A 21,968-nucleotide genomic window follows, 5' to 3' on the forward strand; every position below is an offset into this window, starting at 1 on the left:
AGTTCCCATAAGGTATTGGAGGAAGAGTTAAAACATCATCCCTATAAGATAATTTTGATACTATATAATCTGGTATTATGTAATCTGTTCCAAGGGGAGCTTGAGCTCCATGGTACTCGATACTTCCAATAGCAATTATAGCTATTGGAGATTTCTTCATAAAGTTTATAACATCTTTAGCTGGAGTATTTGATATATTCATAGTTCACCTCTTTTATTTATTAGAAAATTTTACATTATATAAATCAAAATATCCTGTAGGATGTAAAACAAAATTTTCTACATATTTTTGTGTAGCAACATTTTGATTATTATAAACCATAGTTACAGATGGTATCTCCTCTTGAATTATTCTTTGAGCCTCTTTATAATTAGCCATTCTTTTCTCTTGGTCTGTTGAAACTCTTGCTTCATCAAGAAGCTTATCCACAGTAGCATTTGAATAAAAAGATCTATTTCCTGCTCTTCCATGAGCTGAACTATGGAATACCGGATATAGACCATAATCAGGATCTCCTGTTACAGTTATCCATCCTAAAATATACATATCGTGTTCTCCTGCAGCAGTTCTATCTATATATGCTCCCCATTCAAGAGTTTCAATAGTTGTATCTATTCCAATTGTTTTAAATTGATCTTGTAAAATTGTTGCTATATCTTTTCTAATTGTGTTATCGCTTATCCAAATAGAAGTTTTAAATCCATTTGGGTATCCTGCTTCTGCTAAAAGACTTTTAGCTTTCTCTACATTATACTCATAATTTTTAACATCTTTATTATATCCTGGAATTTTTGGACTTAATGGTGAATTCCCTAGAACTGCAGTATTTTTATATGCAACCTCTATTATATCGTCAACATTTATAGCATGAGCAATAGCTTGTCTTACTCTTACGTCATCAAAAGGTTTATGCTGAGTATTTAATCCTAAGTAAGCATTTCCTAAAGATTGTTCCATTAAAAACTTTAAATTCTCATTACTTTTTATCTTATCTATATCAACTGGTTCAACATCATAAACTATATCCGCTTCACCAGTCTCTAAGGCTATTGTACGATTTGTTCCTTCTGGAATAGACTTTATTACAATATTTTCAATTGGTGTTTTCCCTAAATAATAGTCGGGATTAGCTTTTAAAAATATTCTATCTCCTGCTAACCACTTATCAAAAATATACGGTCCTGTTCCAATCGGATTTTGGTCATATTTTTCACTAGAATTTGTCACTGCTTTTTCATTTAATATAACAGCTCCAGGATGAGATAAGTGGCTAAGTAGTGGTCCAAAACCATCTTTTGTTACTATCTCCACTGTATACTCATCAATTATATTCACCGCTTCTATTTCACTTATAAGAAAAGAAACAGTAGGCTGATTTTTCATTCTATCTAATGTGAATTTAATATCTTTAGCTGTCAATGTCTCTCCATTATGAAACTTCACATTTTTTCTTAAATTAAAAATAGTTTTTCTCTCATCAATTTTTTCCCAACTCTCTGCTAATCCTGGAACAATATTCATATCCTTATCTTTTTTTAACAGCCCATCATAAATTTGATTATAAACTCTTACACTTGGAGTATCAATAGCTTTTTGTGGATCCATTGTTCTTGCATCTGACCCTTGAACTATAACAAGAGGTTTTCCCTCTTTCTTCTCCTCCTTTTTTTCACATCCTAAAAGAGTAAGTATCCCAATAATTAATAAAAATATTTTTTTAATCATAATCCCCTCCCATATTTTGAAAAACTTTTTTTTTTTTTAAAAATAATAATAACATATTTTTATAAAGTTGTCTTATATAAGAATATAATAAGGTTTATATATGGGGTAACTAATTAAAAAAACTTTCACTTTTGTGAATATAACCTCAAAATTTATAGATTTTTCTTCATTTCAAAGGAAAAATAAAGTAAAATATAAATGAACATTAAAAAACTAATCCAAAAGAGGTGAAAAATGAAAGTAAAAAATATACATTTTAAAAACCATAAAGTTTTAAAAAATCTAGAGATAGATTTTACTGATAACGATGAAGTTCTTGATACCGTTGTTATTGCAGGTATTAATGGAAGTGGAAAAACAAATCTTTTAAAATATATCTATGATTATTTTAATAAACAGATTTATTATAATAATGATTTAACAAACTCTATAGAGTTTCTATTTGAAAAAGATGAAAGTAAAGTTAAAGAACAAGTCAATTGGGAGTTTATAAATTATTTAACCTCTTATGAATATTATAAAAAAAATAACCCTGAAAATTCTAACTATCAGATACTTAAAAACAATTTAAAAGTTTTACCTAAAATTATATATATTCCAACAGAAATTAATTTTCAAAGCATTCAAACACAAACTAATATGTTAGAACGACACTATAATTTTTTAAATATTGTAGATACAGGCTTAATCTCGAATATAGCTTCATATATAGCCACGAGAGTAACTTATATTAGCAATACAGAGGAAGATTTAACTGGAAAAGAGGTTAGAGAAAAGGTAGCTAAAGAGATCAATAATATCTTTTCAATTTTAGATTTAGATATAAAGTTACAGGGGCTTTCTAGGGATGAAAGAAGCATGCCTATTTTTTCAAATTCTACAGGTGAAGAGTTCGATATAAACGAGTTATCATCTGGTGAAAAGCAACTTTTTGTAAGAACTTTAGCAATAAAAATGTTAGAACCTGAAAACTCTATTATTTTAATAGATGAACCAGAACTATCTTTACACCCAAAGTGGCAACAAAAAATCCTTGAAGTATATAAAAAAATAGGAAAAAATAATCAGATTATTGTAGCAACTCACTCTCCTCATATATTAGGAAGTGTTCCTAAAGAAAACCTTATAATTCTAACTAGAGATGAAAACGGAGAGATAAAAGCTTTAAAAGATGAGGAGCTTTATAGCTCTTTAGGTCAACCTGTAGATAGAATTTTAGAGGATATTATGGGACTTGAAACAACAAGAGATCCAAATGTTTTTAGATCTTTAAGAAAATTAAGAGAACTAGTTGATAATAACCAGTATAATTCTGAGGATTTTAAAAGTTTAATGAAAGAAATGACTGCTACTCTAGGAGGAACTGATCAAGATTTAATGCTGATTAAAATGGATATTAACATTAAGAAAAAGCAAAATGAGCAAAGGGGGGAATAAATTTGTTCAAAGTTAATAAAACCCCTGAGCCTAAATTTTTTCAAGAGTTTAAAAAGAAACATCCACTTTCTAATTGGGAACAATACGATTCTTATCGTGATATAAAGCAACAACTTAGAGGATACTCTCTTTTTGAAGAACAAGAGTTATGCTGTCCATATTGTGAAATTGAAATAGATGTAGATACAAGTGAGACGGAACATATTAAGCCAAAAAATTTATTTCCTAATGAATTTCAAAATTTTAACAATCTTATAGTTGCTTGTAAAAGTTCTAAAAGGTGTGGGAATAGTAAAGGAAGCCAGTGGAGCCCCGATTTTATAAATCCAGTTCTAGAAAATCCACAAGATTTTTTAACATATGATATTAAAACAGGAGAGGTAAGACCTAAAAATTCCATAGGAACTGATTATGACAAAGCTAAGGTAACAATTGATCTACTAAACCTAAATGATAAAAGATTAGCTGAGGCTAGGAAAAATTTCATATTAGGAAATAGATACTCTATTGACTATTTAGAACCAGATGGTGAGTTTAGAACTCTAAAAGAGTTTATGATTGAAAATAAGGATAGTATTGCATCTGTTTAAACGCTCTATAATTATTTTACCAACTTTATGAAATTCTAACTTAAAAAATTAATAAGATCAAAGTTCTTGATTAAGAACTCTGATCTTATTTTTTATACTCTTATTCCATTTTAGTCAAATCAAAATGATTACAATCACTATAAAAAATAATCTACTTACAAGATCCTGTCATTCCTTGTACAAAACTTTTTTGCATGCTAAAGAATATAACTATCATAGGTATTGTACTTATAACAATAGCTAACATAAGCATTCCATAATCTACAAAATACGCTGATGACATAGAGGATAACGCCAATGTTATTGTTTTACTCTCATTTGTTCTTAAAACAATTAAAGGCCACATATAATTATTCCACTGAGTCATAAAGGCATAAATTGCTGCTGCTGCTAAAGTTGGTTTCATAGGTGGCAAAACTATTCTAAAAAATATTGTTAGCTCACTAGCTCCGTCTATTCTCGCAGATTCTATTATTTGAATAGGGAAACTCTTCAAACTCTGTCTAAAGAAAAAGATTAAAAATATGGAGGATAATCCTGGAAGTATAACTGCTAATAAACTATCTATTAAACTTAACTTAACCATTATTCTAAAAAGTGGTATCATCATTGCTGCAAATGGAACCATCATAGAAAGTAAAAATATTTTATAAATAACCTCTGTTTTTACACTTTTGAACTTATCAAATCCATAAGCTGCTAAAGATGTTATAAGAAGTGTTAAAACTAGGTATATAATAGTTATTTTTAAAGTATTTAAAAAAGCCCTTTCAAAACCACCAAATTTTATTAAATTATTGTAATTTTCAAAAAACATCTTACCTACAGATAACTTTCCACCTAAAATATCTGTATTATTATTAGTTGAGCCCACAACTAACCAATAAAATGGAAATATTGAAAAAAATGAAGCAATTCCTAAAAATAGGTATTGGAACATCGAACTTACTTTTACTTTTCTCTTCATTATGCATCATCTCCAGCAAGTTTAAATTGTATATAAGATAATAAAGCAATCATCAACACCACAGTGTATGATATTGTTGCTGCATAACCAAAGTTAGGTGCATAAACAAAAGATACATTATAAATGTATTGAGAGATTGTCATAGTGGAATTTGCTGGTCCACCCATAGTTAAGTTCATAGGTTCATCAAAAAGTTGTAATGTTCCTATTGTCGACATAATAGTAGTGAATAATAGTATCGGTTTTAACTGGGGTATTGTAATATAAAAAAATTGTTTAATTTTGCTTACTCCATCTATATCTGCTGCTTCATACATATCTTTTGGTATACTTTGAAGTGCAGCCAAGAAAAATATCATATTATACCCTGTCCATCTCCAAAGAAGAGCTAAAATTATTGTAACTTTAGCCCAAAATGGATCTGTTAACCAAGGTATTCCCGTTTGAAATATCCCTGTTTTCATTAAAATATTATTCACTAACCCTTTTTCTGCAAAAATCATTTTAAATAAAACTGAATACGCTACTAACGATGTCACACATGGCAAAAAAATACATGTTCTAAAAAAACTTTTAAATTTCAATTTAGTTGAATTCAATAAAGTAGCTAAAAAAATAGCTAATACTAACATTATTGGAACTTGTATAATTAGATATATCATTGTATTTTTTAAAGAAGTATAAAACATCTGATCATGAAATAATCTCTTTATATTTCCAAAACCATTAAATTTATATACAATACCTCTAGATGTATAAAAAGAAAGAATCAGTGAATCTACTATTGGATATAATGAAAAAAACAGAAATAATATTAATGCAATAGATATAAATAGCCAACCTTCTCTCTTTTCTTTCCATAATTTTTTTAGCATATCATCACCTACTGTATTTGAGATTTTAATTGAGCTTCAGCTTTTTCCAATCCCTCTTCTACACTCATCTGTCCTTCAACTATATACTTTAAAACACTAACTACAGCTTGATCGGCTTCTCTAACATAAACTCCATAATTTACAGATGGAATCTCTTTCATCCATTTTGAAAATTCTTGATAAACTTTTTGATTATCAAAAAATACATCTGAGGCTTCGTAAGCTACAGTAGTTTGAGAAGGTAAAAATGTTCCTATAGCTCCTCTTTCAGTTAAAATATCATTATAAAACTCTTTATTCTCTGCAAATACTGATTTCATAAACTTTGCTGCAACTTCTTTATTATCTTTATTTAAAATATACCAACTAGATCCACCTAAATTAGATGCATTTACAGATTTTGTCTCCTCTAATCTTGGGATAGGTGCTACTCCCCATTTCCCACTTTGACTATTTTCTGTTTTTATACTTCCTATTATCCAAGCACCTGTAGAGATAGTTGCTACGTCTCCAGATGTAAAGTTCGAAACCCACTCTCCCCAACCAGAAGCTTGATTTACAACTCCTGAATTAAATAAGTCTTTTACTGTTAAAATAGCATTTTTTAATGCTTCGTTCTTTGTAAAATCTACCTCACCTTTTTCATTAAAATACCAACTTCCTGCTGATTGCATCATAACTCTAATTATTCCAGGATCATGTAATGCCATATCAGCCATCAGCTGTTTTCCTGTTTTATCTTTTACCTCTTTTCCAATCTCTATAAGTTCTTGCCATGTTATATTTTGTAATCTCTCCTCTGAAATACCAGCTTCCTTTAAATAATCTCTTCTATAAAAAAGTCCTGTTACTCCACTATCAAAAGGAACTCCATAAGTTTTATTTTCCACTGTCATAGGTGGTATTTTATATTTAGCAAATTCATTGTAATCAATAATATCATCTAATGGCATAAATGAATTTGGATATGATGTTAAAAATTTTTGTGCCGCATAATCCTCTATTAAAACAATATCTGGTAATGTTTTTATAGCATTAGCTGATAAACTTGTATGTATTTTTTGTTCAATGTCATCTCTACCATTATCAACTACTTTTATCTCAATATTTGAATTTTTTTCAGAATATATCTTTGCTGCCTTCTCCATTATAGGAACATTAAAATTTTTATCCCAAGCCCATACTGTTAATACTTTTTTAGAATTTTCATCTACTTTTACTGTTTCATTCTTATCTTCCTTTGTTCCACACGCAACTAAACCAAGACCCATAAAAAAAAGAACTGATAATTTTTTCTTCATAAAAACCTCCGTAGTATAAATAGTAGTCACTTGAAAAATAAAAATGACATTTTTTACAATTATAGAACTCTATTTGTAAAAAATCAAATATATATAATAAATTTAAACAAATTAATTTTCCTAAGTTAAAAAAGTTATAGATTAGATTTTTTCTTTTTTCAAAAACTGCTAATAATCTTTATAACAACCACATGTTTTTGAATTTTTTTTATTTCATTTTTAAAAAACTTCCAAAACGTTTGACTTGTGAATAAAAAATCGATATAATTGACATAGATTTATAACAATTGAAAGAAGGAGATAAGTTTATGGCACTCAGCATTAATGCCAAACATTTGAGATTATTTAAACTACTGGAGTTTACTAAAGGGGAGAGTCTAGATTTTTGTGAGCTCTTTTTAAATGTAAACAGAGCAAATATCTGCTCTTATTTAAAAGAAATTCAAAAAATAGTTCCACATAACATATATGTATCTAAAACAGATGAAATAATTAATTCTATTTTAAATCAAAATAATTGTTATTCTTTTCTAAAAAAAGAGCAAAACATTTCAAAAGATGATAGAATCTTTTTTCTTACACTTCATCTACTTTTAAAAAGTTCTTTAAACCTCCAATCTTTATCAAATATTTTAGGAGTATCTAGAAGAACATTAAATGTTGATCTTGTAGCTGTTAAAAAAAACATTGAAATATATTCTTTAGATATTCGTAGTATTTCTGGAAAAGGTATTTTTTTAGAAGGCGATTTTATAAATATAAAAAGAGCTCTTTGTACGTATATTTATAAATACTTAGTTGAAGAAACTTACTTACCAAGTATATTCAACCAATCTTTTTCACATATTTTTCATGATTCTGAGATAGATAATATTTTACAAAAACAAATAGAATACTTTATCTCTATTGCTAATTGTGACTCATTTTTTTACAATAGAGAACTTTTAAAAAGTTTTTATATAAGTTTCAAATTTTTAGATGATGATACATCTTATGAAAATCAAATAAAAAATAATTTAAATAGTTTAGACAAATTTAAAATGTACTTTGAAAATATATTTAAATCTAATTCATTGAAAGATATTTTTAACTTTTTTCAAACTTCCCTTTTAGGGCAGATATCTTTTGAAGATATTCATTTTCTTATCAATATTTTAAAAATTTCTAAAGGACTTTTTCCAGAAGAAAATGTTTTCATAAAAGATCATTTTATTACTTTTAAAAATATTTTTAAAAATAGCCTAAATCTAGATTTAAAAAGAGATCTTTTTCTAGAGAGATTCCTATCTAGAACATCTTTTTGTAGTAAACAAAAACACTACTTACCTATTTTTGAAATGTCATTTTTGAATCTAAATTTGGATGACTTGACTATTGAAAGATCTATAAAACTTTTTAAAGAGTTACGAAAGATATATTGGAATATCTCTTTTACAGATGTAGTTTCTTTATACCTTTATATTAATTCTATAAATAACAAAGAAGATGAAAAAAAATTAGTCATAGTATATAATTCAATTCCTAGATATCTTTTAGAACAATTAAAAGATAAAATAGAAATAGATAATAATATAACTATAACTAATTTTATAAATATAAATCTATTTAATGATTTTGCAAAATTTAATGAAATTCAATCTATTGGAATTTTTGAAGAAACTCTTTTAAACTCTTTAGATAATTTAGAAGTTGAGTATTTAACCCTTCCAATGTAAACAATCTTTATTTCTCAGGACCTTTTATAGGTCCTTATTTTATGTCTATTTTTATCAATCTACCGTACTGTTCCATTAAATCCTCTATAAGTTTTTCACTATTTATTCCTTCGCTATTTCTCACTATAATTTCTAGAAGAGTTTTCAAGCTTATTACTCTATTTTTCTCATTCTCTATATAAATTATAATCTCCTTAGCTATATGAAAAATTTCGTTCTCAGTTAATTTCTCGGGTAAATAACTCTCTTCTTTAGAGTATCTCTCCACTAAAGCGAAAATCTCATCTCTCTCTCCACCCTCTTTTATACTAAAATTATTTCTTAGTCTATATATAGCTGGTATTAAATATCCCATAAGTTTCGATTTTAGTTCTGTATAATCTAAAGAACTATTTAGATTTTTTTCTAAAAATAAAATCAAACCATCTGAATATTTTTCAATACTCTCTTTTAACTCCTCTATATTTTCAGTTACTCCACCACTGATAAAATACTCTGTTATATGTACCAACTCATAACTTAGCTCTTTATCTAGATATTTTTCCAAGCTATCTTTTGCTATTTCATAGTGAGCAGTATTAACTAAAAATTTATAATTGGCTTTCCTGTCTATAACATACCCCTCTTTAACTCTTTCTAAAGAAACGTATAAAAACACCTTCATAAGCTTTATAAAATCCTCTTTGAACTCTACTGAAAACTTTTTTCCAATACCTAGAATAACTCTCTCTAACTCTTTTAACATACTCCTATCCACATTTTGAAAAATATACCCTACATCTAAAGGAGTCATTTTCATATTAGAATACTCTAAATATTTTAAAGCTTTCAAATGTCTTAACTTTTTTTCATTTCCAACTATAGAGAATCTATTTTTCTCTGATTCTAACTTTAAGCTATACTTTATTAAGCTCTCATTTAAAGCCTCTATATCCTTTTTCAGAGTAGCTCTTGTTATCTCTAACTTTTCCTCTATAAAACTAAGCCTTACATCTTTTACAAAAAGAAAGGTCATAAGTATAAACTCTGCCCTTTCCTCTTGTTCTAATGTATAGTAATTTCTATAAATCTCTTTATAAAATCTATCTAACTCACTTTCACTAAGATGAATTAGCAATTTTTTTCTATCCTTTTCTATCTTTTTATCCACTATTTTCTTCAGATAAAAATTTAGATTATCAATCATATATCTTAGATTTCTTTCACTTGTTTCCATTTGAAAAAGAATCTCATCCACAGTTTTCCCTATATTTATTAGGTTTAAAACTTCTAACTCTTTTCTTTTTAGACTCATTCACATCACCTAAGATATTATAGCTTTCTTATCTAACTTTTTCAATAGCTCTTTTTATCCCTTTAACAGCTATCTCAACTTTTGATAGTGGGCATCCTACATTTAAACGGATTCTATCCTTATCTCCATAGGCTTCTCCAGACATAATTGCTACTTTTCCATCTTCAATAAGTGACTTTTTAAATCTATCCATATCTATGTTACAATCTTTTAAATCTATCCACATAAGATATGTTCCCTCTGGAACATTAGCTCTAATTCCATATAGTCCATTTAACTCTTTTTCCACATACTCACAGTTTTTAGTTAGATAACTATTTAGCTCGTCCACCCAATACCCACAACTATTATATGCAACCATTGTTGATAGCACTCCAAAAATTGTTGGAGATGACAGTGAATCTACCTCTTTTAAATGAGTTACAAATTTCTCTCTAATTTTATCTTGAGGAATTATTGTATATGACCCTCCAAGAGCTGGTGTGTTAAAAGTTTTTGATGCTGAACTTACAATTAAACATCTTTTAGTATCTATTTTTAATACTGGAGTTACCTCTCTTCTAGCTATATCCATATGAATATCATCTGAGATTAAAACTACATCATATTTTTCACATAAATCTATAAGTTGCTTTAACTCCTCATATTTCCAAACCTTTCCAACTGGGTTTTCAGGATTACAAAGTAAGAATGCCTTAACTCCACTTTTAAATCCCTCTTCTATTTTATCAAAGTCTGTATGAAACTCTCCATTTTTATCCTCTTTTAAAGTCACTTCAAAAAGGTCATATGGTTTTAAGATTTTTGTAAATCCATCATATCTTGGAGTATGGGTCATAACTTTCCCATCTTTTCCAAGTAACTCCTCTAGTAACATTGAGATACTATAGATTACATTTGGTGAATATACAACCCAGTCACTATTTATCTCTGTAGCATATCTCTTTTTATACCAATTTTTTATAGCACCTTTATAGTCCTCGTGATTCCAACGTGAGTATCCAAAAATTCCATGAGCTGTTCTTTCTACTATTGCATCTAAAATCTCTTGAGGACATTTGAAATCTGTATCAGAGATAGAAAACGGAGTTAAATCCTTTGTGCCAGGTCCAAATCTATCCTCTATATAATCCCACTGAGTACAGTAAGTTCCTTTTCTATTTATAATTTCATCAAAATTCATATATCCTCCTAAAATATTCTAAATAAAAGGGGGGATTACTTCCCCCCGAATTTTATTACATTAACTTTTGTAATTGTTTCTTTAACACTTGAACTTTTGGTCCAATTATAACTTGTACATTTGTATCATTTAGTTTTACTACGTTTACTGCACCTGCTGCTTTAACAGCTTCTACATCTATTATACTTGCATCTTTAACTACAAGTCTAAGTCTTGTAATACAGTTGTCTAAACTTACAATGTTCTCTTTTCCACCTAAAGCCTCTAACATAACTTTAGCTGTGTACCCAGCGATATCTCCACTATCAACTGCTTCTTGTGCTTGAGCTGAGTTATCTCTTCCTGGAGTTGGAATATCATACTTTACAATATACCATTTAAACACAAAGTAATAAATTAGGAACCAGATAATTCCCACAGGAATTACGTAGAACCATTTTGTCCAGAATCCTTGGAATACTCCAAATACTAGGAAGTCTATTATGTTTCCATCAGTATTTCCAATAACTACTTTTAAAAGTCCCATTACCATAAACCCAAGTCCAGTCATAATTGCGTGGAACACATAAAGAACTGGTGCTATAAATAGGAATATAAATTCGATTGGCTCAGTTATTCCACCAACTGCTGATGCTACAACTGCTGATATCAGTAGCCCTTTGATCTTTTTTCTATTCTCTAAGTACGCTGATTTGTATATTGCTAAAGCTGCTCCTGCAAGTCCAAACATAAATGTTGGCATCTTACCTTGAGATAAGAACTTTGTTGCTTCTGGAGATACAAACTCTGCTCCTTGTGCAAATTGATTATAAAATATATTTAGTGCTCCGTGAATTGTTTCTCCAGCGGCAGTCACATAAGTTCCTCCAGCTTCAGTAAATCTTATTGTTGCAACTAAGATATGATGAAGTCCAAATGGAAGAAGTAATCTCTCTCCAGCTCCGAATAGGAATGGTCCAAATGGTCCAGCTCCATTAATCGCTGCTCCAACTTTATTTATTCCAGCTGCAAAGAAAGGCCATACCATTGGTACTGCAAGTCCTACTACTGACATTATTAAAACTGTTGCAATAGCTACAAATCTTGTTCCTCCAAAGAATGAGAAAGCATCTGGTAACTCAATGTTTTGGAACTTCTCGTGGATAAAGAAAACTATAACTCCACAGATCAATGCTCCCAATGCTCCTGTATCGATACTTTGAATTCCCATTACCATCTTTGTATCTACAACTTTCAAAAGTCCTGTTTCATTTAAGTAAAAGTTTGTTCCAAGTTGCATTGCAATATAACCCATAAGTCCTGCAAAAGCCGCAATCTCTTTATTCTCTCTAGCCATTCCCAGTGGAATTGCCACAGCAAACATAAGTGGTAAAAATGAAAATGCAACTAAACTTATCTTTATCATAAAGTTAAATATACCTTGTAAGAAACTATTTCCTAAAAATGGAAACATCTCTATTGTTGTTCCACCTGTAAAGGCAGCACCTATTCCAAGTAAAATTCCCATTGCCGCTAGTAAAGCTACTGGCAACATAAATGTTTTTCCTAAACTTTGGAAAAACTCCCATGCACTTATTCTATTTTTGGTAGTCATTTGACACACTCCCCTTAAAACTTTTTTTATATGCTTAATTGTACATATAAAAATACTTTTGTTCAATTCATAATCTTTTTCATAATTTTTTGAAAGAAATTAATAGTTTTATTTATGAAAATTACTTTTCATTATACTGCATAAGAAAAAAATATTTGATTTTTGTACTGCTTTATTGTACAATTGTACATATTAAAGTGAAATATTTAACAAAAAAGGAGTACTAGATTTATGGAATCAAAAAAATTAAACTGGCGTATGCTAGCTATGATGGGATTCACAATTGTTTGGGGATTTGGTAACGTTGTTAATAACTACGCAAACCAAGGTTTAACAGTTGTAGTTTCTTGGGTATTAATTCTTTCTCTTTACTTTTTACCATATGCACTTATGGTTGGAGAGATGGGATCTGTGTTTGATCACAAAGCTGGAGGAGTTTCAAGTTGGGTTGGTTCAACTTATGGACCTATGATAGCTTATCTTGCTGGTTGGACATATTGGGTTGTTCACATCCCTTATTTAGCACAAAAACCTCAAAGTGCATTAGTTGCTTTAAGTTGGGTTTTCTTTCAAAATGGAGATATGATAAAAACTTTTAATCCTTTACTTTTACAGAGTTTTGTTTTAGGAATCTTCTTACTTTTCCTTTGGTTATCATCTAAAGGTATGAACTCTTTAAAAAGAATTGGAGCTCTTGCTGGAACATCTATGTTCTTCATGGGTATTTTATATATTTTATTAACAGTTGCTGCACCATCTCTTATGAGTATAAACCCTGCTACAACTGATTGGTCACTGTCAACATTTATGCCTAAATTTGACTTTACATACTTTACTACTATATCTATGTTAGTATTTGCTGTTGGTGGATGCGAGAAAATCTCTCCATACGTTAAAGACGTTGAAAATCCTCACACAAACTTCCCTAAGGGAATGTTAGCACTTGCTGCTATGGTTGGTATGTCAGCACTACTTGGTTCATTTGCTATGGGAATCATGTTTAACAGTGGAAATATTCCTGCTGACTTAAAAATGAATGGTCAATACTACGCATTTAAACTTTTAGGTGAGTACTACGGTGTTGGAAACGCACTTATGGTTTTATATGCTGTAGCTAACACTCTATCTCAAATATCAGCACTTATGTTCTCTATTGATGCTCCACTTAAAATATTAATTGGAGAAGGGGATAAGAACTTTATACCAGTTGCATTTACTAAAACAAATGAAAATGGAGCACCTATTAATGGATATAAATTGACAGCTATACTTGTTGGAATCCTAATTATAATTCCAGCACTTGGTATTGGAGATATGAACAATCTTTATAACTGGCTCCTTGATTTAAACTCAATTGTTATGCCACTTAGATACTTATGGGTGTTCTTAGCATACATTGGGCTTAGAGGGTTCATTAAAAACAAAGCTTTAAGTGATAGTTCTGGATTTAAGTTTGTTAAAAATGATAAAATTGCAACAGCTATCGGAATTTGGTGTTTTGCCTTTACAACATTTGCTTGTTTAATGGGTATCTTCCCTAAAAATATTGAAACATTTAGTTCTGAGTGGTTCTTCCAAATTACTCTTAATATTTTAACACCAATTGTTTTAGTTGGACTTGGACTTATCTTCCCTAAAATAGCTAGAAAGACAAATAAATAGAAGATTTTATATTAAATTTAAAAGGAGCCTATCATATTATAGGCTCCTTTTTATCTATCTTGCAAATTTTTGACTTTCATATAGTTTTTGTGATAAAATCTAGACGCTTTATAAAAGCTAAGGGGAGTGAATTTTTATGATTAAAAGTGAATTTTTGAATCGATCAAAAGAGATTATAAAATTAGCTATTCCCGCTGTCGGTGAAATGATACTCTATATGTTAATTTGGGTTTTTGATACACTTATGGTTGGAAAGTATGGTGGGCAAATCTCTGTTTCTGCTGTTGGATTTAGTTCTGAAATTATGTATACCTTTATCAACATCTTAATTACCATGGGACTATCTATTTCTATAACATCTATCGTAGCTCGTTGTCTTGGAGCTAGAGAACATAAAAAAGCCGAAGAAATGGCTAATTTAGGAGTTAAAATTGGTAGTGTTATAGCTATTCTTGTCTTTTTAATATTCTTTATTTTTTCAAAAAATATATTGAGTTTAGCTGGAGCTAAAGGGGATGTCTTAATTCTAGGTTATAAATATATGAGAATATGTTCTATTGGACTTTTCTTTAATATGGTCACAAATCTTTTAAATGGTGTTTTCCGTGGGTGTAAAAATACTAAAACCCCTCTTTACGGAGCCGCTATTTTAAATATAGTGAATCTTTCCTTAGATTATACCCTTATATTTGGAAAGTTTGGCTTTCCTGAGCTCGGAGTTGAAGGAGCTGCTATTGCTACTACAATTGGAAATATCTGTGCTTTGTTATTTATCTTAAGTCAACTTAAAAAACTACCATTTAAAATATCTTTAAAAGATAAAGTGAATTTTAACTATTTAAAAGAGCTCGTTGATTTAGCTGTTCCATCTGGATTACAAGAAGGGGCTTTTAGTATCGTAAGACTTTTAAGTGTTATGATGGTTATGAAGCTTGGAAGTTTAGCTTTTTCTGCCAACCAGATCTCTGTTACCATTGAAAGCATCTCTTTTATGCCAGGCTGGGGATTTGCAATATCTGCAGTTTCTTTAGTTGGACATAGTATTGGTGAAAAAGATTTAAAAGGAGCTAGAGAGTACGCTAATACCTCTTTACTTCTAGCTTGTATCGTCATGGGATTTTTCTCTTTAATCTTTTTATTTTTCTCAGAAAATTTAGTTCGATTATTTATAAAAAGTGACGAAGTTGAAGTTATTGCTCTTGGTGCTGCTTGTCTTATGATTGGATCTATTCAACAGATTCCTACAGCTATAGATATGGTACTCTCAGGTGCCCTTAAAGGAATGGGAGATACTAAAACTCCATTTAGAATAGTGCTATTTTGTAACTGGTGCATTCGATTACCTTTAATGTACTATTTTATCTATTTAAAAAGAATGCCTGTTACATATTTTTGGTGGATTACATCACTTCAATGGACCATTGAAGCAGGAATATTCATAAAAATATATCGTAATAAATTTTATAAAAATCCCCAAGAGTGATATTCTCTTGGGGATTTTCTTATCCTATACCTCCGTATAAAACTCCTAATATCAGAATTATCAATACTCCAGGTACAAATATATATTTTCCTATTTTTACAATATACTTTCCTACTTTATGCTTTGCTCCTAAATCAATCTCATACTCTATCGATTTTGAATCTATTCCATAGAAATAGAATCCTAAAATTATAATAGCTCCAAGAGGTATTAAATAGATTGTCATTATATCTGCAAAAGTTCCAAATAGATTCATATCTAAATCTAATGGTAATCCTATTAGAAATAAAATTCCACCAACTATCACACTAGCTTTTACTCTAGATATATTAAACTTCTCCATAACTGCTTCCACAGGAACCTCTAATTGATTTATTGCTGAAGATATAGCTGCAAATATAATACTCAGAAAGAAAACTATTCCTAAAATTCTCCCCCCTACCATATTATTAAATACAGATGGAAGTGTTATAAATAGTAAACTCGGTCCAGCTCCTGGTCCATAACCAAAAGCAAAAGCTGCTGGTATAATTATAAATCCAGCCATCAGTGCTGCTAAAGTATCTAAAATACATGTTTGAACAACACTTACAGATATATTTACATCTTTATCTAAATAACTTCCATAAACTAAAAGTGCCGATCCACTTACTCCCACTGTAAAAAATGCTTGTCCTAAAGCCATAACCCAAGTTACTGGATTTAAAAGTTTATTCCAATCTGGATTTAATAAAAACTGAACTCCCTCCATAGCTCCAGGAAGACTTAAAGATTTTACCATAAGCCCAAAGAATATTATAAACATAAGTGGCATTACAATTTTATTTATCTTCTCAATTCCTTTTATAACTCCTAAAGAGATTACTCCAACACTTAAAACTACAGCTACAAAATGCCAGAATATAGATTCTATATTTCCAGTAAAACTTCCAAAATATTGCTCATAATTTAAGGTACTCATATCTACAATTAAATATGTCACAAAATATTTTATTATCCATCCAAAAACTATTACATAGAATGTAAATATTCCTGCTACAGAAACGATTGGAACAAGTGGTAAAACTTTAGCAAAAGGTACCCCTTTTTTTTCCATAAGTTTTCCAACACCTAAAACACCCTTTTTCATCATTCTTCCAAATGATATCTCTCCAACTAATCCGATATAAGCAAATAGTGCCATAAATATAAAGTATGGTATCAAAAATGCTGCTCCACCGTAAGTTCCTAACTTCCAAGAGAAAAGCCAAATATTTCCAAGTCCTATGGCTGCTCCTACACATGATAAAATAAATCCGATTCTGTTACTAAACTTTTCTCTTTTGTCGTTCACTTTAATACACCTCCTAATTTTTATAAAAAAAAATTCCACAGAAATATATCTGTGGAATAAATGTTTTCTCATTTTAATCTATCAGATACAATCTTTTTTAGTTTTTGACCAAGCTAAAATAAGTTTGTATCCTGCATTCTCAGGTTACAAACTAACTATGGCCACCACCAAAATAAAACTGTTTCTGTTAAAGATGTATTAATTTTCAAGATATTTGATTGCTTTTTCATTTAATACACCTCCCTAAGAATAATTATTTTGAGTTATTGTAGCATTATACAATAAAAAAAACAAGGATTTTTTTATTTTTGTGATATAACTATATGTAGATATTATTTTTTTAAGCGAGGTAACTATGGAAAAAATTAACTGTAATCAATTTCAACTATTAAACTACTACAAAAAAAATAGAGAGCTTTATCGTAAATTGGGAAAAAGATTAGAACGTTTTTTAAAGCAGTCCTTTGAAAAAGAAAAGATTATCTATCATTCAATTACTAGTAGAGCTAAAACTAGAGAAAGTTTTCAAAAAAAAATAGAACGAAAAGGTTATTCTTGTGTTGATGAAGCAACTGATTTATGTGGACTTAGAGTCATCACATTCTTAGAAAGTGAAACTAAAATTGTGGAACACTTTTTAAGACATACATTTATAATCGATGAAAGCAATAGCGTTGATAAAAGTGACACATTGGGAGAGGATAAAGTAGGATATAAATCTATTCACTTAGTTGCATCTCTTCCTAAAACTCTTTTAGAACTCCCTGAGTTTGAAAGATTTGAAGGATTAAAATTTGAAATTCAAGTTAGGACAATACTCCAACATGCTTGGGCTGAAGTGGAACACGATAAAAATTATAAATTTAGCGGACAACTTCCAACAGATATAAAAAGAAGATTCAAACTTTTAGCTGGATTTTTAGAGATTGCAGATAGAGAGTTTGAAAGTATTTCAAAAGAGATAACAGAGTATGAAAAGAAAGTTGTAAATACTATTGAAGGAAATGCTTTACATGAGATTGAGATAAACTCTACATCTTTAAGAAAGTATTTAAATAAAAAATTCAACATCTCTTTCTCTCAAGGAATAAGTCCAAAAATTATAACTCTTTTACATAGTAACGATATAAACACATTAGAAGATTTCTCTAAAATAGAGGATTTAGAAATTATGAAAAAATACTTTGGAAATGGTAGTAAAAAATTTCCAGCTCGTTACGATCTCATGATTAAACATCTTCTGGATTATAGAGAAAAGCAATTATAACTAGAAAATAAGGAGGTTTTTTATGGGCATTTTAAATAATGAAAGCTGTTTAAAAATGAAGGGAAAAGAGTACCACAAAACCATCGAGCCATTAAAATTAAAACTTGCTGAGCTTCAAAGAGTTGGTAAAGAGAAAAAAATTCCTATTTTAATTATTTTTGAAGGTCTTGAAGCTTCAGGAAAAGGTGCTATTATAAATGAAATTCTTGTAACTTTAGACCCTAGAGGATATCGTGTTATTAACCACAATCATCCCTTAGCAGAAAACAATCTTCCACTAAAACAGTATTTAGAGAATATTCCTGGAAAAGGAGAGTTTCATATTTTTGATAAATCTTGGTATGATTTAGCTTTTCAAGAGGAAACTGATATTACTAGAAGATGTAAAGAGGTAAATAAAATTGAACGTTCTCTTCTTAGAAGTGGAATGTTAATTATTAAATTTTTTCTTCATGTCTCTAAAAAAATTCAGAAAAAAAGATATTTTAAAGCTAAAAAAAATCCAGCTAAATCATGGAAGGTCACACCTTATGCCTGGAAACAAAATTTTAATTATAAATCTATCATTGAAAGTTGGGAAGATATTATAGAAAGAACTAACAACTATGATTGTGGTTGGAATATTGTCTCTTCAAATAGTTTATATGGAGCAAAATCTGAAGTTTTTAGAATAATTGTTGAAAAAATAGAAAGTTATTTAAATCAAAAAGAAGTTAGACCTAATGACGTACTTCTTCCTTATAAAAAGCCATACTCCTTAGATGATGTAGACCTATCTAAAACTATTGATAAAAAAGAGTATAAAGAGGAGTTAGTAAAACTACAAAATAAAATTTCAGACCTTCATCACGAACTATACACTAGACGTATTCCAGTTATAATAGCTTATGAGGGGTGGGACGCTGCTGGAAAAGGTGGGAATATTAAAAGAGTTGTTGAAAAAATGGATCCTCGAGGTTATGACGTTATACCCATTGCAGCTCCAAATGATGTGGAAAAGAGTAAGCACTATCTTTGGAGATTTTGGAGATCCTTCCCTCGATATGGACATATTGCCATTTTTGATAGAACATGGTATGGACGAGTTCTTGTTGAAAGAGTAGAAAATTTTGCCACTAAATATGAGTGGAAAAGAGCCTATCAAGAAATTACTGATATGGAAACTCAATGGGTAAATAATGGTTCTATTATTATTAAATTTTGGTTGCAAATCTCTAAAGAGGAACAACTAAAAAGATTTAAAGAAAGAGAAAATACTCCTTCTAAAAAATGGAAAATAACTGAGGAGGATTGGAGAAATCGTGAAAAGTGGAAAGAGTATAAAGATGCCATTGAGGAGATGATTTCTAGAACTTCTACTATATCTAGTCCTTGGCATGTTGTCCCAGCTAATGATAAATATTATGCTCGAATTTTTGTATTAAAAAAGATTATAAAAACAATTGAAAAACAATTATATAATATAAAATAATACTTTAACCATTAAATTAATTGCTTTTTTACGACTTCTATGTTAAAATAACAGTCGTTTTGATATTTTAATTTATGGAGTAGATTATGTACAAAAAAAATAAACTAATTTTTTTTATAATGTATTTAATAATTGCCATTATTCTTTTTTTATCAGCTAATCAAATTTTATTTAGAGGACAGGAATTAGCTGTTTTTTTTAACAACCAAGCTTTTATTGAAATTAATAATAAATTTAATAACCAAATATTACTCATAAAATCCATTTCAGAAATAGATTCTATTAAAAATAATAACATCTCTATCCAAAAAAGAGCTCTTTCACTGGAACCTTTTCATGAAAACTACAATCTTCTTATGCTTGCAATAATGGATAAGAATGGAAATACTTCAAGTTCTTTAGAAGGAGGTCTTGCAAATCTTTCAAGTAGAGATTATTTTAAAAAGGTAAAAAAAGAAAAAAGAACTATTATAAGTGATATAATCACAAGTAAAACAACTAACGATAAAAATATTGTTATAGTTCACCCTATGTTAGATGACAACAATGACTTTATTGGTGCTGTTTTTTCATCAATTACGCTTTCTGATATCTTTAATTTAAAAAATAAATATGCTGCTGCAAATAAAACATACAGCACACATATTTTAGATAGCAATCTGAATATAATTGATATGGATTCTGACTTAAATCATGAAATTACTAATAAATTAAAACAACATTTGGCTAAAAATCCTACTGTAAATGTTTTTTTTGAAACAAATGATTTTAAACTACATTGTGTAGCTTTTAAAAAAGATCCATTAACAAATTTGTATATAGTGACTCATCTAAATATATCTACGTATTTTGTCGATACTTGGATCAATATATTTATTATAATTTTTATAATAATCAAACTTTTTATATTAATTTTTAAAAAATTTGAAAAAAATAAAAAAAATGAGTTACAGCCAATCTTAAAATCTTTAAATGAGGATTATTTATCTGGTTTAAATAATCGTCAATTTTTTGAAAATTCTATAAAATATAAAAATTTTGCTAAATATGAATCAGTTTTTATACTTCTAGATATTGATAACTTTAAAGCTATAAATGATATTCTTGGTCACCCTACGGGCGATTTAGTTATTAAAGAAACTGCTGATAAAATAAAAGATCTTTTCTGCTCCGATTGTATTGTTTCTCGAATGGGTGGAGATGAATTTGCTATTTTTATAAAAAAATATACCAACGAAAAAATTATATTAGAAAAAATTAAAACTCTTTTAATTTTAATGAACACTACATATTCTAATGAAGAGAATAAAGTGAATATCTCATCTAGTATCGGTGTAACTTTTATAAAAAATAGAGATTGTACTTATCTTGAGCTATATAACAAAACAGATACAGCTCTTTATAAAGCTAAGGAACTGGGAAAAAACTGTGCCTATGTATATAGTTTAGATTCTGAGTTTTTAATTAAAGTAGAGAAACCATAGAAAAGGAAAAAGAGAGAGGATTATTTCATAACCCTCTCTCTTGCTTTTATAAACTTTTTATTACAATATAGACATCTGCTACTCAGTTCCCCTTCATCTTCAAACTGCTCTGAAAAATCACTATTTGGAACTCGCTTTCCACATATTTTACAAAACTCATTCCGTCCCTCTCTCTGTTCAAAAATCAACTCTATGTTTCTAGCTATATTTTTAAAAATCTCTTGAATCCTTTTAAAACTAAAGAAATTTAACATTTTTATCACCTCATAATTATTATAAACATTTTACAAAAAATAAACAATATTCCTTTTAATTTATTTAAATTTTAAAGGATTTTCATTTTTTTTCAGAACATACAGATGTAAATATCTTTATCGGGAGGATTTTCATTATGAAAAAAGTTGTTATTCTATTAAAAAATGGCAATGACTTAGATCTTATTTTTAAAAGCTATATTCACTTAAAAACTCATTTTGGTTTTGACATTGTTCCAATGTATATTCGAGACATTGCCTATAAAATTCCAATTAGTGAAACTGTTTTAAACTCAGGCGGTGCTGCTGAAATTTTAAATGAGATGGAAGAT

19 protein-coding genes are annotated in these 21,968 nt (G+C 29.0%); 9 read left to right on the forward strand and 10 right to left on the reverse strand.

Annotated elements, in window-relative coordinates; genetic code table 11:
* A partial coding sequence (locus ACRC8M_RS01585; protein ID WP_438527526.1) for a creatininase family protein occupies nt 1-202 on the reverse strand: 202 nt, incomplete at its 3' end.
* Nucleotides 203-214: 12 nt separating this feature from the next.
* A complete protein-coding gene (locus ACRC8M_RS01590) occupies nt 215-1,726 on the reverse strand; it encodes a glutathione ABC transporter substrate-binding protein (protein WP_438527527.1) in 1,512 nt (503 codons plus the stop codon).
* A 234-nt stretch (nt 1,727-1,960) separates the two neighbouring features.
* On the opposite strand from ACRC8M_RS01590, the gene ACRC8M_RS01595 reads away from it, so the two are divergent.
* Together ACRC8M_RS01595 and ACRC8M_RS01600 are read left to right on the forward strand one after the other, a co-directional pair.
* Complete coding sequence (locus tag ACRC8M_RS01595) at nt 1,961-3,163, forward strand: AAA family ATPase (RefSeq protein WP_438527528.1); 1,203 nt, start codon at nt 1,961-1,963, stop codon at nt 3,161-3,163.
* A gap of 2 nt (nt 3,164-3,165) precedes the next feature.
* Nucleotides 3,166-3,753, forward strand: a complete 588-nt coding sequence (locus ACRC8M_RS01600; protein ID WP_438527529.1) for a retron system putative HNH endonuclease — start codon at nt 3,166-3,168, stop codon at nt 3,751-3,753.
* Between the two features lie 151 nt (nt 3,754-3,904).
* Here ACRC8M_RS01600 and ACRC8M_RS01605 read toward each other — a convergent pair whose 3' ends face one another.
* From ACRC8M_RS01605 to ACRC8M_RS01615, 3 genes are read right to left on the reverse strand one after another with little or no spacing between them, the layout of a single operon-like run.
* On the reverse strand, nt 3,905-4,720 hold the full coding sequence (locus ACRC8M_RS01605) for a carbohydrate ABC transporter permease (protein ID WP_438527530.1): 816 nt from the start codon (nt 4,718-4,720) through the stop codon (nt 3,905-3,907).
* Entirely contained in the window at nt 4,720-5,595 is an 876-nt protein-coding gene (locus ACRC8M_RS01610; RefSeq protein WP_438527531.1) for a carbohydrate ABC transporter permease, read from the reverse strand. The genes ACRC8M_RS01605 and ACRC8M_RS01610 overlap by 1 nt, the downstream gene beginning before the upstream one ends.
* Nucleotides 5,596-5,603: 8 nt before the next feature.
* A complete protein-coding gene (locus ACRC8M_RS01615) occupies nt 5,604-6,896 on the reverse strand; it encodes an ABC transporter substrate-binding protein (protein ID WP_438527532.1) in 1,293 nt (430 codons plus the stop codon).
* Between the two features lie 308 nt (nt 6,897-7,204).
* On the opposite strand from ACRC8M_RS01615, the gene ACRC8M_RS01620 reads away from it, so the two are divergent.
* Entirely contained in the window at nt 7,205-8,611 is a 1,407-nt protein-coding gene (locus ACRC8M_RS01620) for a hypothetical protein (protein ID WP_438527533.1), read from the forward strand.
* 34 nt (nt 8,612-8,645) lie between these two features.
* On the opposite strand, the gene ACRC8M_RS01625 is transcribed toward ACRC8M_RS01620, so the two are convergent.
* From ACRC8M_RS01625 to malX, 3 genes are read right to left on the reverse strand one after another with little or no spacing between them, the layout of a single operon-like run.
* Nucleotides 8,646-9,905 (reverse strand): helix-turn-helix domain-containing protein, encoded by a 1,260-nt coding sequence (locus tag ACRC8M_RS01625; protein WP_438527534.1) that lies wholly within the window; start codon nt 9,903-9,905, stop codon nt 8,646-8,648.
* Nucleotides 9,906-9,933: 28 nt separating this feature from the next.
* Nucleotides 9,934-11,088 (reverse strand): MalY/PatB family protein, encoded by a 1,155-nt coding sequence (locus tag ACRC8M_RS01630; protein ID WP_438527535.1) that lies wholly within the window; start codon nt 11,086-11,088, stop codon nt 9,934-9,936.
* A 55-nt stretch (nt 11,089-11,143) separates the two neighbouring features.
* Complete coding sequence (gene malX / locus ACRC8M_RS01635) at nt 11,144-12,682, reverse strand: maltose/glucose-specific PTS transporter subunit IIBC (protein WP_438527536.1); 1,539 nt, start codon at nt 12,680-12,682, stop codon at nt 11,144-11,146.
* A gap of 231 nt (nt 12,683-12,913) precedes the next feature.
* Here malX and ACRC8M_RS01640 point away from each other — a divergent pair, with 231 nt between their 5' ends.
* Nucleotides 12,914-14,344 carry an amino acid permease gene (locus ACRC8M_RS01640; protein ID WP_438527537.1) on the forward strand — a complete coding sequence of 477 codons (1,431 nt, stop codon included), beginning with the start codon at nt 12,914-12,916 and terminating at the stop codon, nt 14,342-14,344.
* 136 nt (nt 14,345-14,480) lie between these two features.
* Nucleotides 14,481-15,827, forward strand: a complete 1,347-nt coding sequence (locus tag ACRC8M_RS01645) for an MATE family efflux transporter (protein ID WP_438527538.1) — start codon at nt 14,481-14,483, stop codon at nt 15,825-15,827.
* Nucleotides 15,828-15,846: 19 nt separating this feature from the next.
* Here ACRC8M_RS01645 and ACRC8M_RS01650 read toward each other — a convergent pair whose 3' ends face one another.
* Nucleotides 15,847-17,160 carry a sodium-dependent transporter gene (locus ACRC8M_RS01650; RefSeq protein ID WP_438527539.1) on the reverse strand — a complete coding sequence of 438 codons (1,314 nt, stop codon included), beginning with the start codon at nt 17,158-17,160 and terminating at the stop codon, nt 15,847-15,849.
* Nucleotides 17,161-17,515: 355 nt separating this feature from the next.
* Between ACRC8M_RS01650 and ACRC8M_RS01655 the strand changes: the two genes are divergently transcribed.
* The 3 genes from ACRC8M_RS01655 (at nt 17,516) to ACRC8M_RS01665 (ending at nt 21,382) form a co-directional block, all read left to right on the forward strand.
* Nucleotides 17,516-18,427, forward strand: coding sequence for a GTP pyrophosphokinase (locus tag ACRC8M_RS01655; RefSeq protein WP_438527540.1), 912 nt, complete (start codon nt 17,516-17,518; stop codon nt 18,425-18,427).
* A gap of 22 nt (nt 18,428-18,449) precedes the next feature.
* A complete protein-coding gene (gene pap / locus ACRC8M_RS01660) occupies nt 18,450-19,898 on the forward strand; it encodes a polyphosphate:AMP phosphotransferase (RefSeq protein WP_438527541.1) in 1,449 nt (482 codons plus the stop codon).
* A gap of 86 nt (nt 19,899-19,984) precedes the next feature.
* Nucleotides 19,985-21,382: a diguanylate cyclase domain-containing protein gene (locus ACRC8M_RS01665; protein ID WP_438527542.1), complete on the forward strand. Its 1,398-nt coding sequence runs from the start codon at nt 19,985-19,987 to the stop codon at nt 21,380-21,382.
* Nucleotides 21,383-21,402: 20 nt separating this feature from the next.
* On the opposite strand, the gene ACRC8M_RS01670 is transcribed toward ACRC8M_RS01665, so the two are convergent.
* Nucleotides 21,403-21,636: a hypothetical protein gene (locus ACRC8M_RS01670; RefSeq protein WP_023051294.1), complete on the reverse strand. Its 234-nt coding sequence runs from the start codon at nt 21,634-21,636 to the stop codon at nt 21,403-21,405.
* A gap of 137 nt (nt 21,637-21,773) precedes the next feature.
* Here ACRC8M_RS01670 and ACRC8M_RS01675 point away from each other — a divergent pair.
* The coding region (locus ACRC8M_RS01675; protein ID WP_438527543.1) for a hypothetical protein at nt 21,774-21,968 on the forward strand (195 nt) is incomplete at its 3' end.

Origin of the sequence: Cetobacterium sp., assembly GCF_051653945.1 — a bacterium.
Lineage (GTDB): Bacteria > Fusobacteriota > Fusobacteriia > Fusobacteriales > Fusobacteriaceae > Cetobacterium_A.